Here is a 17501-nt window from a genome sequence, read left to right on the forward strand (position 1 = left end):
ATACCTAGTAAATTATCGCCTTTTTAAGGCAATAACGCTTTGTTAATGCGTTCATACTGTTGGCATTGAAAATTCTAATTAGATAAGACGAGTTTATTTAATTTATCATGGCTGACGATAGTGACGTAGATAAAAGTGAACAACCCACCGATAGCAAAATAAAGAAAGCTAAGGAAAAAGGGCAAATTCCTCGATCACGAGAATTAACTTCATTGTTAATTTTGTTGGTTGGTATTACTTTATTTTGGTTAATGGGATCGCATTTAGCAAGTCAGCTAATCACAGTTATACAAATGGCGATGAAAGTTTCTTATAGAATAGATGATGATAAATTGCTCATCTTTAATTTGGTTAATCTATTATCTGCAGGATTTTGGGCTATTTTACCAATTTTTTTGGGTTTAGTAATTATAGCGATAATCGCACCCATTTGTATTGGTGGTTTACTGTTTAGTCTGCAATCAATTAAACCTAATTTTAAGAAGCTAAATCCAATTTCTGGGTTTGGGCGATTATTTAGTACCAGAATTTTTGCTGAGTTATTAAAAAGCATGTTTAAAGTAATTTTAGTCAGTTTTGCAGTTCTTTTGTTTTTACTGCATTACTTTCCTAGTATGCTTTCGTTACCTAATATGTATTTAAATAATGCGTTAGCTAATTCAATTCAGTTTGTGATTTTGTGTGTAATATTAAGTATTATCGCTTTGATACCAATGGTTGGTTTTGATATTTTTTATCAGATCTGGAGCAATTTAAAAAAATTAAAGATGTCAAAACAGGAAGTGAAAGATGAATTTAAGGAGCAAGAAGGTAATCCACAAATTAAAGGGCGTATTCGGCAAATGCAACAAGCTATTGCTAGACGTCGAATGATGAAGGACGTACCTAAAGCCAATGTTATTGTTACCAATCCAACTCATTATGCGGTTGCATTGCAATATGACGAAAAAACCATGATAGCACCTAAGATGCTTGCCAAAGGAACGGATAACATTGCACTACGTATTAAAGAGCTCGCCAGTGAACATAATATCCCTCAATTAGAAGCACCACCATTGGCACGGGCTTTATATCGCTATGGTGAAATCGGTGAAACAATTCCACCTGAATTATATACCGCTGTGGCTCAAATTTTAGCTTGGGTATATCAGTTAAAACATTGGTATAAATATGGAGGTGATAAGCCACTTACTCCGAGAAATTTACCGGTACCTGAGTCATTATCTGAATATAAATAAAGGCAATTACTAATCTTATGGTTAAATCAAAACTACTTACATTATTGTCACTCAATACATTAAAAAACGGTCATTATCAAATCTTAGCTGGACCAATGCTAATTTTATTGATTCTTTCGATGATGGTGTTGCCACTACCTGCATTCATTTTAGATCTATTTTTTACATTCAATATTGCTTTATCTATCATTATTTTGATTGTAGCATTGTTTACCAAACGGGTGCTTGATTTTGCTGCATTTCCTACAGTTTTATTGTTTGCAACATTATTGCGGTTGTCGTTAAATGTGGCTTCTACGCGTGTTGTGTTATTAAAAGGGCATACAGGTAGCAACGCTGCAGGTCGTGTTATTGAAGCCTTTGGTCATTTTTTAGTCGGAGGTAATTTTGCCATTGGGATTGTGGTTTTTATTATTTTGGTGATTATAAACTTTATGGTTATCACCAAAGGCGCTGGTCGGATTGCTGAGGTTGGTGCACGATTTGCATTGGATGGTATGCCTGGTAAACAAATGGCGATTGATGCTGATCTTAATGCCGGATTAATCGGTGAAGACGAAGCTAAAGCACGCAGAGCCGAGGTTACTCAAGAGGCCGATTTTTATGGGTCAATGGATGGTGCCAGTAAATTTGTGCGTGGTGATGCCATTGCTGGCTTACTGATTATGGCTATTACTATTGTTGGTGGTTTATTAGTGGGGGTTATGCAACATGGTATGGATCTATCTGATGCGAGCAAAACTTATGTGCTTTTAACGATTGGCGATGGTTTAGTTGCTCAAATTCCTTCTTTGATTATTTCAACTGCTGCAGGTGTTATTGTTACTCGAGTTTCTTCACACGATAACATTAGTGAACAAATGCTTAAACAGCTGTTTAATAATCCCCAAGTGTTAATTTTAACTGCAGTTGTCATTGGTTTACTTGGGTTAATTCCGGGTATGCCAAATGTTGTTTTTTTATTGTTTACTGCATTGTTATCACTTATTGCGTGGTGGCTAACAAAACAGCAAAAAACGCAGCAAAAAATCTCTACCAAAACCACAGATGTACAAGCAACTACACCAGCTAATATTGAAGCAACTTGGTCAGATGTGAATATTGAAGATATTTTAGCCATGGAAGTTGGATATGGTTTAATTCCAATGGTAGATCAAACTCAAAATGGTGAGTTATTGGGAAGAATTCGGAGTTTACGTAAAAAGTTTGCTCAATCACTGGGTTTTTTACCTCCGCAGGTACATATTCGCGATAACCTTTCATTAGCTCCTTATCAATATAAAATTTTTATTAAAGGTGGCGAAATTGGTAAAGGTGAAATTATTAATAATAAGTGGTTAGCCATTAATCCTGGTAATGTGGCAGAAATCATTGATGGTTTACCTACAACCGAGCCAGCGTTTGGCTTGCCTGCTGTATGGATAGATGAAAGTAATAAAGAAAACGCCCAGATATTAGGTTACACTGTTGTTGATACCAGTACTATGATTGCAACGCACTTTAACCATTTATTACAGCAATTTGCTAGTGATTTATTAGGTCGATTAGAGACCCAAGAACTTCTTGAACGCATCAAACAAGAAGTACCAAAACTTGTAGAAGATTTTATACCTGGTGTGGTGACATTAACTACTTTTCATAAAATACTGCAAAATTTGATTGCTGAAAAAGTATCGATTCGAGATATGCGAACCATTATTGAAACGATATGTGAACATGCACCAACGCAAAATGATGCTTATCAATTGCTTAGTATGGTTAGAATTGCATTAGGGCGAGTCATCACTCAGCAATGGTTTCCAGGAAGTGATCCAATCAATGTGATTGGTTTAAATGTTAATTTAGAACGTTTGTTATTACAAACGCTACAAAATACCAGTAATTTCGAGCCTGGTTTAGCTGAGCATATTGTTCAACAAATTCAGGATGCGATTCATCAACAAGATGCTATTGGAGCACCACCGGTATTATTAGTGAATCATGCATTAAGACCTATGCTATCGCAATTTTTAAGACCAAACTTTCCTCAATTAATTGTGTTATCGAATTTAGAAATTGTCGACAATCGAGAGATAAAAATGACGGTTCAAATAGGGGAAGGGTAGTGGTATTATTTTGATTTTCTAAGATCAACTGGTATGATTATTTAACTTTACGTTTGCGTTGGCTTTTTTATATATTTAAATAAGTATATTGATATTTTATATTGGTATTCACGCTTACACGTTATACCAATATGATGTTAATTGGTAAAATAGTTATTCTGTGAGGTCCGTAAAATGTTGTTTGATATGCTTAGCACTTTCTGTCTTGTCAATCATCGCAATAGCATAATCAGCATAACTAATTTGGCTTACGCACAATGCAGTAACGTCATGAGCTCGTGAAATAACTTTTCTTACTAAAAGCTGCTCTGTTTTACCACTTGCACCAATGACTGCAATTTTCAGACTTTACTCCTTTCAAGCGTTTAATGGTTGACAATGTATTATGATGAATAATTTTATAGCCTAATTTAACCAATTTCTTTTGCCAAGTAACAAGATTAATTACATAAAAATTCAATCCGATATGCATACACATCACTTTTAAGTCATTAATGGCTTTAGTAAAAATTATCTTCTTTTTTTATTATTTAACTATTTGATTATGCAAAGTAAAAACATAAATAGCTTTATAAAAATAGTTGGCAAATAATTAACAATATTCTATTTTTGGTTAACAATAAATTAGTTTAAAATACACATAAAAATAAATAATATGATTAGAAAGGAAAGCAATTGGACGGAATAAAAACATATTGGTTTTTAGGTGCTAACTATACTGGAAATAAAGATCAAACCGATCGCTTCATTAATTCTGGCATTTGGGAAAATGGTTACGATAAGAAATATTTAGATGTCGTGCGTTCAATTGCTGTTGGTGATCAAATTGCCATCAAATCAGCTTATACCCAAAAACATCATTTACCTTTTGATAATAAAGGTAAGTTTGTTTCTGTTATGGAAATTAAAGCGATTGGCATTGTAACTAAAAATCATGGTGATGGAAAGTTGTTAGAAGTTGATTGGCAACAAACTAATTTGAGCAAAAAGTGGTATTTTTACACTAACCGAACGGTTATTTGGCGGATTAGAGCGAATAATCAGTGGAATAAACAATTAATTAATTTTGCATTTTATGATCAGCCACAAGATATTGATGCTTTTCGCAATGCTCCATATTGGAAATCTCGTTATGGAAATAATAATTTAAGTAACAATAGTAATACTAATGTCAGCGATATTAACAAACCGATTAATGAGTCTTGGGTAGATATTGTATTAAAACACATTAAACAATTATGTTATCAGAAAAATAGTAATATATTTACTCGCTCAGAATTTCTTACTCAGTATAAAGAGGATCTTCAGCAATTATTTCCTCAAAATAATACTATTGAATCGACAATTGATAATAGATTTCAAGAGTTAAGAAATAATAATATTTTATTATTTTTAGGTGGTGGAAAATATGAATTACTAGATATTGACACGCTAAATGAAGAAGAAAATTATGATAACCAAGATATGACTAAACCTGTAATCATAAAACAATCTTATACCCAAAATGATCTAATCAATGAGGGTTGTTTTGTTGATAAACAACAGTTGCAAGCCATATTAAATAGCTTAAAGTTGAAAAAAAATATTATTTTACAAGGTCCACCAGGGACAGGTAAAACATGGTTAGCCAAACGTTTAGCTAATATTATTGTTGGTTATAAAGATTCAAAGAATATCAAAGCTATTCAGTTTCATCCTAATATGTCTTACGAGGATTTTATCCGCGGCTATCGCCCAACCAGTGATGGAAAATTATCGCTGATTGATGGACCTTTTTTAGAGATAATTAATCAAGCAAAGAGTGATGCTCAATCAAATTATGTGATTGTGATTGAAGAAATTAATCGCGGTAATCCAGCACAAATTTTTGGTGAAATGTTAACGCTACTTGAGGCTGATAAACGAAATCCAAATGAGGCATTAGAATTAACATACCAACACCAAAATGAAAAAGGCGTATTTATTCCTGATAATCTCTATGTTATCGGTACTATGAATATTGCCGATCGTTCGTTAGCGATGCTCGATTTTGCTTTACGTCGTCGTTTTGCCTTTTACCATTTAAGTCCTCATTTTGGCGAAAATTGGCTCAACTATATGCAAGAAAAACACGCCTTTTCACCGCAACAATTACAAGAAATAAAGCACCGTATAGAGGCATTAAATCAATATATTAGTAATGATAATTCACTCGGCAAGGCATTTACCATTGGGCATAGCTATTTTACCTGTTCTAACCAAAAAATGACTGCGCAAGATTGGTTTAAGCATATTGTTTGTTCAGAAATCGAGCCTCTATTAGAAGAGTATTGGTTTGGCGAGCCTGAAAAATTTAGCGATGCGATGAATATATTATTAGGTAATGCACAATAATGACCATGATAAATAATCATCCGTTATTAACCAATACGACCGTTGCCAAAATACCAATTAGAAACATATGGCTACTTTTGCTCTATGCTTCTGATTATTATAAAACTGTAGGGCAAAAGCAGAGGATAGAACTAGAAAATAACCCAGAGGAATTAATAACGCTTGCTGCCAAACTATATTGTCAGGCAGCAAATAAATGGTTAATACATCACCTTGCCGCAAATTATCAGCTCACAACAAAAGTACTTAATCGTGTCAGAGGAAAAATAGAGGTTTTAACTACTCAGCGTAAGCAATTATTGGCAAAGGGTAAAATTCAATGTCGATATGATGATTTAACGATTGATACCCCTAAAAATCGCTATATTCATGCTGCGGCTAATCTATTAGTAAAACAATTGAAAGATGCGAGCTTAATTGAACAATGTAGAAAAATCATTCATCAATTTACTGCGTTGAAGATTGGTCAAACAACGCATTATTGCTATGAAAAGGAGCGTTTTAACCATGCAAATCTTAAAGATAATACTTTAATTTCATTAGCAAAACTCATTTTTAGCTTGTCAATTCCTACTCAATTTCAAGGATTACATACTATTGAACAATTAAAAAAAAACGATCATTGGTTACGGGAATTATTTGAAAAAGCGATAGTTGGTTTTTATCGTGTAAATTTAGATCCCCAGCAATGGACTATTTATGCGGGTAAAAAATTAAATTGGCAATATAGCAATGCGACCGATAATATCACCACCTATTTGCCAACTATGAAAACCGATTTAATCCTTGAAAATCGCGATCATACACAACGTTTAATTATTGATACTAAATGTACTTCAATTCTAAAAGAAACACGATTTAGACCTAACTCGTTTAGTAGTCATCACCTTTATCAATTATATGCTTATTTAAGAAGTCAGGAAAAAGATAGCGATCCTTTATCGGTTTGCGCCTCTGGCATGTTGCTATACCCAACTGTCGGTGTGACGGTGAATGAAAATATGACTATCCAAGGACATAAATTATCCTTTTGTACTATTGATTTAACGCAAGATAATAACATTATTAGAAATAGCTTATTGGCGTTATTAAATAGTTTTGACTCGTACTAATTCAGATTTCATCACTATTTTTACCTGATTGTTATTTTAATTACTGTTCAATACTCATTTATTAACCCAACATAAACAGTCTGAAAACGTTATTTTTATAAAATAGATTAGTATGATTTTATTGATTTTTGTTAGCTAAATTATTATGAGTATATCCTTAAACAACTTAGCTATTAAAGGTATTGTAAGACTAATAAATCTAACTTTTATCGAGTGATTAATCATGATGTTAGCTAGTTTTCATATTGTTGTTATAATACACTTATTACGCTTTTCATCCTATTGCCAGTAAACTTTATATTCACGGTAATGCCAATGAAAAACTACCTCGATTAAAGCTTAAATAGGCAATCGGAAATATATTATTGATTTTCTGGCTTAAATCGTTTGGTAATAGGGCTAATAATGAAGATAGTAATTTTTATGAATTCAATATAAGTTAGTAGCTAATTGGACTTTTCTATAAGTGTTATTTTAGTTTTACATATCATTACTTTTAAATATGATTTAATTGTTATCTTTTTATCTGGTTACTAATTAGTAGTTAATTTAATAGGAAATGAGATTATTGTTGCTAAGTAATGAAAAAGGCGCAAAATATGCGCCTTTTCTTGTTGTCTTTGCATTAGTAATGCTAAATAATATTTTAAATTATTTAATAACCTTAGCTACAACACCAGCACCAACAGTACGGCCACCTTCACGAATAGCAAAACGTAAACCTTCTGCCATCGCAATTGGGTGAATTAATGATACTGTCATTTTAATATTATCACCTGGCATTACCATTTCTACGCCTTCTGGTAATTCAATAGTACCAGTTACGTCAGTTGTACGGAAATAAAACTGTGGACGGTAACCTTTGAAGAATGGAGTATGACGACCACCTTCATCTTTACTTAAAATATATACTTCTGATTCAAAATCAGTATGCGGTGTAATTGAACCTGGTTTTGCTAATACTTGACCACGTTCGATCTCTTCACGTTTTGTTCCACGTAGTAAAATACCTACGTTTTCACCTGCACGACCTTCGTCTAGTAATTTACGGAACATTTCAACGCCAGTACAAGTCGTTTTTGTCGTTGGTTTGATACCAACAATTTCAACTTCTTCGTTGACTTTGATTACACCACTTTCTACACGACCTGTTACCACTGTACCACGACCTGAAATTGAGAATACGTCTTCAATTGGTAATAAGAATGGTTTGTCAACATCACGTTTTGGTTCTGGAATGTAACTATCTAATGCTTCTGCTAATTCAACAATTTTGTCTTCCCATGCAGCATCGCCTTCTAACGCTTTTAGCGCTGAACCACGAATCACTGGTGTATCATCACCTGGGAAATCATATTGAGATAGAAGCTCACGTACTTCCATTTCAACTAATTCTAATAGTTCTTCATCGTCAACCATATCACATTTGTTTAAGAATACGATAATGTAAGGAACACCTACTTGACGACCTAAAAGAATATGTTCACGAGTTTGTGGCATAGGGCCATCAGTTGCTGCTACTACTAAAATAGCACCATCCATTTGAGCTGCACCTGTGATCATGTTTTTAACATAGTCAGCATGGCCTGGGCAGTCTACGTGGGCGTAGTGACGAGTTGGTGTGTCGTATTCAACGTGTGAAGTATTGATGGTGATACCACGTGCTTTTTCTTCTGGTGCGTTATCGATCTGATCGAATGCACGTGCTTGTCCGCCATATTTTTTAGCAAGAACAGAAGTAATTGCAGCTGTTAAAGTTGTTTTACCATGGTCAACGTGGCCGATTGTACCAACGTTAACGTGGGGTTTTGTACGTTCAAATTTTTCTTTAGACATTGATTGTCCCTCAAATGTAATACAAATCGGTGGTGATTCACCACATTAACCAAGTATTATATTTTATATAAACATAATACTAACTTAAAATTAGCTCTAGATGATAACAGATAAAGCTGTCTAGTGACAAGCTTTTAAGCAGTCAAATTCGATATTTTTAGAAGTTTAGGAGAATAACAAGAATGGTGCTGATAGGCAGATTTGAACTGCCGACCTCACCCTTACCAAGGGTGCGCTCTACCAACTGAGCTATATCAGCAATTGGAGCGGGCAGCGGGAATCGAACCCGCATCATCAGCTTGGAAGGCTGAGGTAATAGCCATTATACGATGCCCGCATGTTCAAACTAGGCTACCTAAATGCTTCAATTAGCTATTGCTAACATTAATGGTGGTGGGGGAAGGATTCGAACCTTCGAAGTGTGACACGGCAGATTTACAGTCTGCTCCCTTTGGCCGCTCGGGAACCCCACCCCGAACTTTTATAAATTTGTCTACTTAGGAAAATGGTGCCGGCTGCCGGAATCGAACTGGCGACCTACTGATTACAAGTCAGTTGCTCTACCTACTGAGCTAAGCCGGCCTAAGTGCTGCGCATTATGAACTAGAACATTTCACCTTGCAAGCAAAAAAAACAAATTTTATTTTGTTTGCTTAAAAAAAAATCAAAAATATAAAAAACCCCAAAATATTAGACAATTTTGGGGTTTTATTTAATCAAAATAATATTTTATATTATTTTTAGTTGCTCATTTTTTAGTTTCAACTATATCTTCACTAATATCACCTTTATCTTGATATATACGACCATAATAAGTATCAAGAAGAATTTGTTTTAACTCCGCAATTAGAGGGTAACGAGGATTGGCACCAGTGCATTGGTCATCAAAGGCATCTACTGCAAGCTGATCGACTTCCTCCAAAAATGCTTTTTCATCTACACCAAATTCTTTAATAGAAAATGGAATATCCAGATCTTTTCTGAGTTGATCTAACCAACCAATTAATTTCTCAACTTTCTTCTGATTATTATCAGCAGCCGTGGTTAAACCTAAATGATCAGCGATTTCCGCATAACGACTAATTGCTTTAGGATAACCATATTGGCTGAAAGTACCCTGTTTAGTAGGTTTATCCGTTGCGTTGAAACGTACAACATTACTGATTAACATTGCATTTGCTACACCATGTGGAATATGGAAAGCAGCACCAATTTTATGTGCCATTGAGTGGCAAACACCTAAAAATGCTTGAGCAAAAGCAACACCCGCTAATGTTGCAGCACTATGTACTTTTTCACGAGCAATAGGATTTTTAGCCCCTTCTTTGTAGCTTATTGGTAAATAAGCTTTAAGTATGCTTAGCGCTTGTAACGCTTGCCCATCAGAAAATTCACTTGCCATAACTGATACATAAGCTTCTAATGCATGAGTCACTGCGTCATAACCACCAGCGGCACAAAGCGAGCGAGGCATATTCATAACTAAATTTGCATCAACTATTGCCATATGAGGCGTAATAGCATAATCCGCTAATGGATATTTTTGACCTGTTGCATCATCAGTAACAACAGCAAATGGAGTCACTTCAGAACCAGTACCAGAAGTAGTTGTCACACAAATTAGTTTTGCTTTTTTACCCATATTAGGGAAATGGCATGCACGTTTACGAATATCCATAAAACGCAATGCTAATTCATCAAATTTTGTTTCAGGATGTTCATAAAGCACCCACATAATTTTCGCTGCATCCATTGGAGAACCACCACCCAAAGCAATAATCGTATCGGGTTGGAAAGCTATCATTGATTCAGTGCCTTTATATACTATGCTTAAAGTCGGATCAGCCTCTACATCAAAAAATGTTTCGCAGATAACTCCTTGTGATTCTAATTGATCTGTGATTTGTTTTGAGTAACCATTATTAAATAAGAATTTATCAGTGACTAAAAAGACTCGTTTTGCTCCTTGTTCAACAACCTCATTCAAAGCAACAGGAAGTGAGCCACGTTTAAAGTAGATAGAACTTGGTAATTTATGCCATAACATGTTTTCTGCTCTCTTAGCGATTGTTTTTTTATTGATTAAGTGCTTCGGCCCAACATTTTCAGATACCGAGTTTCCTCCCCAAGAGCCACATCCTAATGTTAAAGATGGCGCTAAATCAAAATTGTACAAATCACCAATACCACCATGAGCAGCAGGTTGATTAATTAAAATACGACAAGTTTTCATTTTACTACCAAAATAAGCAATACGTTCACTGTTGCTATCTTGATCAGTGTAAAGAACCGAAGTATGCCCCATACCACCCATTTCAACTAATTTTTCAGCTTTATCCACTGCTTCAGCAAAATCTTTAGCTTTAAACATAGCAAGCGTTGGCGAAAGTTTTTCATGGGCAAAAGGTTCAGATAGATCAACCTTACTCACTTCACCAACAAGTACTTTTGAACCAGCTGGCACCTTGATGCCAGCAATTTCAGCAATTTTAACTGCTGGCTGACCAACAATATTGGCATTTAACGCACCTTTATCATTTAAAATAATTGCTTGTACAGCCATAGTTTCTTTAGCATTTAGAACATATGCGCCATATTGAGTTAATAAACGACGCACCTCATCATAGACAGAATCAACCACAACAATTGCTTGTTCTGAAGCACAAATCATCCCATTATCAAATGTTTTAGACATAAGCACAGAAGCCACAGCACGTTTTAAATCAGCTGTTTCATCAATAACCACAGGTGTATTACCTGCTCCAACTCCTAATGCTGGTTTACCTGAACTGTAAGCTGCTTTTACCATACCTGGTCCGCCGGTTGCCAAAATAGCAGCAATATCATCATGATGCATCAGAGCATTTGATAACTCAATAGATGGCTCATCAATCCAACCAATAATATCTTTTGGTGCCCCAGCTTTAATCGCAGCATCTAATACGATACGAGCAGCTTCAATCGTTGATTTTTTAGCTCGAGGATGAGGTGAAAAAACAATTGCATTACGAGTTTTTAAACTGATTAAAGATTTGAAAATTGCTGTGGAAGTTGGATTAGTGGTTGGTACAATGCCGCAAATAATACCCAAAGGTTCGGCCAAAGTAATTGTTCCATAAGGCTCATTTTCAGCCACTATTCCACAAGTTTTATCGTGACGATACTTATTTAAAATATATTCTGCAGCGAAAAGATTCTTTATGACTTTATCTTCAACAATTCCCATACCAGACTCAGCAACCGCTTGCTGTGCCAGTGGAATTCTCGCAGCTGCAGCAGCTTTTGCCGCTTCCCTGAAAATTTTGTCCACTTGCTCTTGTGTATAAGTTGAATAAGTTTCTTGCGCTTTTTTTACTCGCTCCATTAACTCATTTAACTCATTCATATTAGTTACTGCCATAGATTACTCCTTGAAATTAAAAAATAAACTTGAATCGTTTGGCGTCTTCCATGAAACTATTTTTAGCGCTTAAGCATAATAAAAAACGAATTAAGGGCTATCCTAAATCAGTTTTTTACTTTATACAATAATATATTGTACAAAAATTGAAAGAGTATCTTAATCAATAACCACTTTTGTGACATAGATCAATAAAGATAAAACTATAGCTTTTAATAATAAAATAACTGTTATTAAATGAGATTGGTGATAAAAGAAGATATTAAATAATTGTCACAGACAAATAAATCAACCCTCGCATAATTTATTTAATACATAACTTACAGCAATAAAGCCAAAAGTAGCTGTAACGGTTGTAATTGCGCCAAATCCTGATTCACAATCCATTTTTTTAGGACCATTCGCTTTACTTTTTGTTAAGCATATTTGTCCATTTTTAGAAGGATACGTTAGTTGCTCAGTCGAAAACACACAAGGAATACCATATTTACCTTTGCTATCTTTATTTAATTTATAATTATACTTTAGTTTCTCACGTAACTTCGCTACCAATGGGTCTTGAATTGTCTTTGCCAAATCAGCAATTTTAATTTGAGTTGGATCTTTTTGCCCCCCTGCGCCACCAATGGTAATTACTTTCAATTTTTGTCGCTTACAATATGCAAGTACAGCAGCTTTGTCGTATACACTATCAATTGCCTCAATAATATAGTGATAACGTGGGAATAGTTTTGTTCCTAAATATTCACCAACATTATTCATATTAATAAAATCATCAATTTCATTCACGATACATTCAGGGTTAATTTGTAAAATACGTTCAACCATAACCGAGGTTTTAGCTTTCCCAATATTGGATTTTAAAGCATGAATTTGGCGATTGGTATTTGTCACACAGACATCATCCATATCAATCAGTGTAATTTGACCAATGCCGCTACGAGCAAGTGATTCGGCGACCCAAGAACCTACGCCACCAATACCAATTACACAAATATGCGCTTGGGAAAAATACCGTAGTGTTGATTCACCATAAAGTCTTGCAATACCACCAAACCTTTGGCGATAACTATCAGAAAATGTGTTATGCATAAATATTATTCATATAACTAAAATATGGTTCATACTAACAATGCTCCGAGTTTAACACAACCTATGCCAATAATTACAATCATCGGCTAATTATTTTTTTATGTTTTGTAATTTTATCAATATAAAAATGGATACTAGCTATTAATCCTTAGCATCCATTATCAACTTGATGAGGTCAATATTTTAGTTTTTAAAGGAATGAATTGGCGCAGGAATTCGTCCACCACGATTAATAAAATCACATGAACTAAATTTATTTACTGGCATAACTGGCGCATGACCAAGTAGCCCTCCAAATTCAATATTGTCGCCAACGTTTAATCCTATAGCAGGAATTATGCGAACAGCAGTTGTTTTATGATTAATTACACCTATTGCTGCTTCGTCAGCGATGATCGCAGAAATAGTTTCAGCTGGTGTATCGCCGGGTATAGCAATCATATCTAGCCCAACAGAGCAAACACAGGTCATCGCTTCGAGTTTTTCAAGATTGAGCACACCATTATTTACTGCATCAATCATTCCTGCATCTTCTGAAACAGGAATAAATGCACCACTTAATCCACCAACATGACCACAGGCCATTACGCCGCCTTTTTTAACTGCATCATTAAGCATTGCTAGCGCCGCTGTAGTGCCGTGTGTGCCAACGGCTTGTAATCCCATTTCTTCTAAAATATGAGCAACCGAATCACCAATTGCTGGGGTTGGTGCTAATGATAAATCAACGATACCAAATTTAACGCCCAAACGTTCAGAAGCCTCTTTACCAACCAACTGTCCCATACGAGTGATTTTAAACGCTGTTTTTTTGATCGCCTCAGCAACAACATCAAATGGTTCCCCTTTAACTTTTTCAAGTGCACGTTTAACAACGCCAGGACCACTTACGCCAATATTAATCACACAATCCGCTTCTCCTACACCATGAAAAGCACCTGCCATAAAAGGATTATCTTCAACTGCGTTGGCAAATACCACCAATTTAGCACATGCCATACTGCTGTTATCTGCCGTTAATTCTGCTGCTTCTTTGATGATTTTTCCCATCTGTTTTACTGCATCCATGTTGATCCCTGTTTGAGTAGACCCTACATTGACTGATGAGCAAACGCGTTCTGTTTTTGCTAGCGCTTGTGGAATTGATTTTATTAAAATCTCATCACCTTTATGATAACCCTTTTGTACTAATGCCGAAAAACCGCCAATAAAGTTAACACCAACCGCTTTGGCAGCGTCATCAAGTGTTTTAGCAAATTCAACATAGTCTTTGTCATCGCTAGCACCAGCAATTAACGAAATAGGGGTCACTGAAATACGTTTGTTAATAATTGGAATGCCAAATTCAGCTGCGATTTCGTCACCAACTTTAACAAGATTTTTGGCAAGATGAGTAATTTTGTTATAGATTTTTTGACGAGCTTTTTTTCCATCACTGTCAATACAATCAAGCAATGAAATACCCATAGTTATTGTACGAATATCGAGTTTTTCTTCCTCGATCATTTTAATGGTTTCGAGTATTTGCTTAGTTTCCATTCATATTATCCTTATTAAAAATTAGATTATAAACGATGCATGGCTTCAAAAATTTCTTCACGTTGTAGATTCACTTTTACTCTAAGCTTAGAGGCAGTTTGAATAAGTGCAGCTTTTGCTTCATCAAATGAGAAATTAATTTTGGATAAATCAAGTAGCATTATCATCGTGAAATATTCATCCATGATAGTTTGGCTGACATCTAAAATATTAATGTCTAATTCATATAATTTCTGGCTAATACCAGCAATAATGCCCGTTCGATCTTTACCAATAACAGTTAAAATGGTTTTCATAAAACTCTCCGAACAAATATAATACAATTAAAATTTATTTATTGAGCTAATCATAATATCACCTTCAAAATTTAATTTAATAGGAGTAAATTGTTTTTCCATAAAATAAAAAAAGATCATCACAATAAACTGAAAGGACAACACAATGATAGATTTTCAAAAATCCAATAAACTGGATCATGTTTGTTACGACATCCGTGGGCCAATTCTTGACCTCGCAAAACAACTGGAAGAAGAAGGTCAAACCATTCTCAAATTGAACATTGGAAATCCCGCACCTTTCGGTTTTTCCGCTCCAGATGAATTATTAATAGATGTTATTCGTAATTTATCTTCTTCACAAGGATACTCTGATTCAAAAGGTCTTTATTCCGCTCGTAAAGCCATTATGCAACATTATCAAGCCAGAGGAATTATTAGCCTAGGTATTGAAGATATTTATATCGGTAATGGCGTATCTGAACTGATTGTTCAATCTATGCAGGCACTGCTCAATAGTGGAGATGAAGTTTTAGTCCCAATGCCAGATTACCCATTATGGACAGCGGCAATTAGCTTATCAGGTGGAAATGCTGTTCATTATTTGTGTGATGAGCAAGCTAATTGGTCACCCGATTTAGACGATATTAAACGAAAAATCACTACAAAAACCAAAGGTATTGTTATCATTAATCCTAACAATCCAACTGGTGCAGTTTATAGTAAAGAAGTTCTTCTTGGGATCGCAGAAATTGCTCGTCAAAATAATTTGATAATTTTTTCTGACGAAATTTACGATAAAATTTTATATGATGATGCAGTTCATTACTCAATAGCTGCACTGGCTCCCGATTTATTTGTAGTAACAATGAGTGGATTATCAAAAACTTATCGCGTTGCAGGTTTTAGACAAGGTTGGATGGCTCTTTGTGGACCAAAGAACCATGTAAAAGGTTATATAGAAGGTTTAAATATGCTCGCATCAATGCGCTTGTGCGCTAACGTGCCCCTACAGCATGCAATTCAGGGTGCACTAGGTGGCTATCAGAGTATTAATGAATTTATTGTACCCGGAGGACGACTTTACGATCAATGCATGTTGGCATGGCAATTACTTAATGATATTCCTGGCGTTTCATGTACTAAACCACAAGGTGCATTGTATTTATTTCCAAAACTTGACCAAAAAAAGTTTAATATTCACAATGATCAAAAATTAGTTTTAGATTTTTTATTACACGAAAAAGTGTTACTTGTGCAAGGAACTGGGTTTAATTGGCATAAACCAGATCACGTTAGAATTGTTGCTTTACCTCATTTAGGTGAACTTGAAGATGCTATTGGAAGATTTGCTAAATTTTTATCCCACTATAAGCAATAAAAGAAAATTCCAATTAACCCCCAATGTAATTGGGGCTTACGGCTTACTATTATTACATTAACCATATTATCTATAATTCAAATCGTACTAATTAATATTAAAAATATCATTATTACGACGATAGCACATTTCTGGCATAATGAATTGATTAAAAATCTTTGTTAATTAAAAAATGAAGAGCTATTTATAAACTTGGTTAAGTATTAACAATAAATTATCTTACATCAAATTGTTAATAAAAAACCCCGATAAACGGGGAAAAATTACAAAAACAGACATCCTTGTCTGTTTTTATCTAGGTTAAATAATTAGGGCTGAACTTCTATCACACCAAAGTCAACTTTACTTGGTAAGCCTGGTGATACCCTTACTACCTTAGGATTACGACCACTAACACGGTATTCCTTCGGTAAGCTTCGTGGATCGAGTTTGATAACAAAGTTACCACCACGTTCCCAACGTCCACCCGATACATCGACTAAATGGTAACGCCCATGTGCATCAGTTGTGATAATCTCTCCTCGCACCGTGATTAATTTCACGCCACCAAGTCCTTCCTCACCTTCGTCTTGCACTCCATTACCATTTTTGTCCACAAACACTTTACCAAAAATTAATGCATTATCAAATAATGGGTCTGACGTCACTGTCACTGTTGCTTGAGCTATATTTGACACCACCTTACCTGTTAAGGAATTTAATGCCATTGCTGTGTTCGTATACTCACCTTGAGTTACACCTGAACCCACCACTAACATATAGCTAATCACCATTTCACCATTACCCGATAAACTTACCTTGTCATACGTCACCGTTCTGCCACCTTTCGGATCCATCACTTTCTTACCGTTAACTCGTGATGAACCATTAACAAATTTAAAGCCCGCAGGTAAAATATCTTTAATTTTGATATTTGCTGGTTGTGCTTTATTGTTAATTACTTTAAGAGTATACGGCACTATATCACCCACCACCACATTGTCTTTTAACGCTGTTTTGATGATAGTGATATCTGCATCCGAGGCACGGTAGCCCAAAGCCATATCATTCACCTCAACGCTCGTGAAAGTAATAGACTTCTCTTTTAATGCTACCGGTATCGTATGTGCACCACCCACGCCATTATACGTCACTGATGACGGCGGCGCTG

Annotated in this window: 11 protein-coding genes and 4 tRNA genes; 5 read left to right on the forward strand and 10 right to left on the reverse strand. The window is 35.1% G+C overall.

Annotation, left to right across the window (positions count from 1 at the left end; genetic code table 11):
* The first annotated feature begins 107 nt into the window (after positions 1 to 107).
* The 4 genes from flhB to A9G48_RS02670 all read left to right on the forward strand — a co-directional run bounded on the left by flhB (position 108) and on the right by A9G48_RS02670 (position 6828).
* On the forward strand, positions 108 to 1238 hold the full coding sequence (gene flhB / locus A9G48_RS02655) for a flagellar biosynthesis protein FlhB (protein ID WP_034947173.1): 1131 nt from the start codon (positions 108 to 110) through the stop codon (positions 1236 to 1238).
* A gap of 17 nt (positions 1239 to 1255) precedes the next feature.
* Positions 1256 to 3343 (forward strand): flagellar biosynthesis protein FlhA, encoded by a 2088-nt coding sequence (gene flhA, locus A9G48_RS02660; RefSeq protein WP_051825332.1) that lies wholly within the window; start codon positions 1256 to 1258, stop codon positions 3341 to 3343.
* Positions 3344 to 4018: 675 nt separating this feature from the next.
* A complete protein-coding gene (locus tag A9G48_RS02665; protein WP_051825330.1) occupies positions 4019 to 5716 on the forward strand; it encodes an AAA family ATPase in 1698 nt (565 codons plus the stop codon).
* Positions 5716 to 6828, forward strand: a complete 1113-nt coding sequence (locus A9G48_RS02670) for a 5-methylcytosine restriction system specificity protein McrC (RefSeq protein WP_065575749.1) — start codon at positions 5716 to 5718, stop codon at positions 6826 to 6828. The genes A9G48_RS02665 and A9G48_RS02670 overlap by 1 nt, the downstream gene beginning before the upstream one ends.
* 651 nt (positions 6829 to 7479) lie before the next feature.
* Here the strand turns inward: A9G48_RS02670 and tuf are convergent.
* The 9 genes from tuf to A9G48_RS02715 all read right to left on the reverse strand — a co-directional run bounded on the left by tuf (position 7480) and on the right by A9G48_RS02715 (position 14991).
* Positions 7480 to 8664: an elongation factor Tu gene (tuf, locus tag A9G48_RS02675; RefSeq protein ID WP_034946833.1), complete on the reverse strand. Its 1185-nt coding sequence runs from the start codon at positions 8662 to 8664 to the stop codon at positions 7480 to 7482.
* Between the two features lie 183 nt (positions 8665 to 8847).
* Positions 8848 to 8923 (reverse strand) — tRNA-Thr (locus A9G48_RS02680).
* A 3-nt stretch (positions 8924 to 8926) separates the two neighbouring features.
* Positions 8927 to 9001 (reverse strand) — tRNA-Gly (locus A9G48_RS02685).
* A 51-nt stretch (positions 9002 to 9052) separates the two neighbouring features.
* Positions 9053 to 9137, reverse strand: a tRNA-Tyr gene (locus tag A9G48_RS02690).
* A 33-nt stretch (positions 9138 to 9170) separates the two neighbouring features.
* Positions 9171 to 9246 (reverse strand) — tRNA-Thr (locus A9G48_RS02695).
* Between the two features lie 166 nt (positions 9247 to 9412).
* Positions 9413 to 12064: a bifunctional acetaldehyde-CoA/alcohol dehydrogenase gene (adhE, locus tag A9G48_RS02700; RefSeq protein ID WP_034946836.1), complete on the reverse strand. Its 2652-nt coding sequence runs from the start codon at positions 12062 to 12064 to the stop codon at positions 9413 to 9415.
* Positions 12065 to 12352: 288 nt separating this feature from the next.
* On the reverse strand, positions 12353 to 13156 hold the full coding sequence (tcdA, locus tag A9G48_RS02705; protein ID WP_034946839.1) for a tRNA cyclic N6-threonylcarbamoyladenosine(37) synthase TcdA: 804 nt from the start codon (positions 13154 to 13156) through the stop codon (positions 12353 to 12355).
* Between the two features lie 183 nt (positions 13157 to 13339).
* Positions 13340 to 14695 (reverse strand): PFL family protein, encoded by a 1356-nt coding sequence (locus tag A9G48_RS02710; protein ID WP_065575750.1) that lies wholly within the window; start codon positions 14693 to 14695, stop codon positions 13340 to 13342.
* Between the two features lie 26 nt (positions 14696 to 14721).
* Complete coding sequence (locus tag A9G48_RS02715) at positions 14722 to 14991, reverse strand: ACT domain-containing protein (RefSeq protein WP_034946844.1); 270 nt, start codon at positions 14989 to 14991, stop codon at positions 14722 to 14724.
* 145 nt (positions 14992 to 15136) lie between these two features.
* On the opposite strand from A9G48_RS02715, the gene A9G48_RS02720 reads away from it, so the two are divergent.
* A complete protein-coding gene (locus A9G48_RS02720) occupies positions 15137 to 16351 on the forward strand; it encodes a pyridoxal phosphate-dependent aminotransferase (protein WP_034946846.1) in 1215 nt (404 codons plus the stop codon).
* A gap of 308 nt (positions 16352 to 16659) precedes the next feature.
* On the opposite strand, the gene A9G48_RS02725 is transcribed toward A9G48_RS02720, so the two are convergent.
* Positions 16660 to 17501 (reverse strand): SdrD B-like domain-containing protein (locus tag A9G48_RS02725; protein WP_141672942.1); only part of this gene is annotated, 842 nt, incomplete at its 5' end.

The sequence above is a fragment of the Gilliamella sp. wkB18 genome, from assembly GCF_001690875.1.
GTDB lineage: Bacteria > Pseudomonadota > Gammaproteobacteria > Enterobacterales > Orbaceae > Gilliamella > Gilliamella apicola_A.

Excerpts from the sequence above, each read along its gene's own strand:
- tuf (WP_034946833.1), bottom strand. The coding sequence starts at position 8,664 with ATGTCTAAAGAAAAATTTGAACGTACAAAACCCCACGTTAACGTTGGT.
- tcdA (WP_034946839.1), bottom strand. The coding sequence starts at position 13,156 with ATGCATAACACATTTTCTGATAGTTATCGCCAAAGGTTTGGTGGTATT.
- A9G48_RS02720 (WP_034946846.1), top strand. The coding sequence starts at position 15,137 with ATGATAGATTTTCAAAAATCCAATAAACTGGATCATGTTTGTTACGAC.
- flhA (WP_051825332.1), top strand. The coding sequence starts at position 1,256 with ATGGTTAAATCAAAACTACTTACATTATTGTCACTCAATACATTAAAA.
- flhB (WP_034947173.1), top strand. The coding sequence starts at position 108 with ATGGCTGACGATAGTGACGTAGATAAAAGTGAACAACCCACCGATAGC.
- adhE (WP_034946836.1), bottom strand. The coding sequence starts at position 12,064 with ATGGCAGTAACTAATATGAATGAGTTAAATGAGTTAATGGAGCGAGTA.
- A9G48_RS02715 (WP_034946844.1), bottom strand. The coding sequence starts at position 14,991 with ATGAAAACCATTTTAACTGTTATTGGTAAAGATCGAACGGGCATTATT.
- A9G48_RS02670 (WP_065575749.1), top strand. The coding sequence starts at position 5,716 with ATGACCATGATAAATAATCATCCGTTATTAACCAATACGACCGTTGCC.
- A9G48_RS02710 (WP_065575750.1), bottom strand. The coding sequence starts at position 14,695 with ATGGAAACTAAGCAAATACTCGAAACCATTAAAATGATCGAGGAAGAA.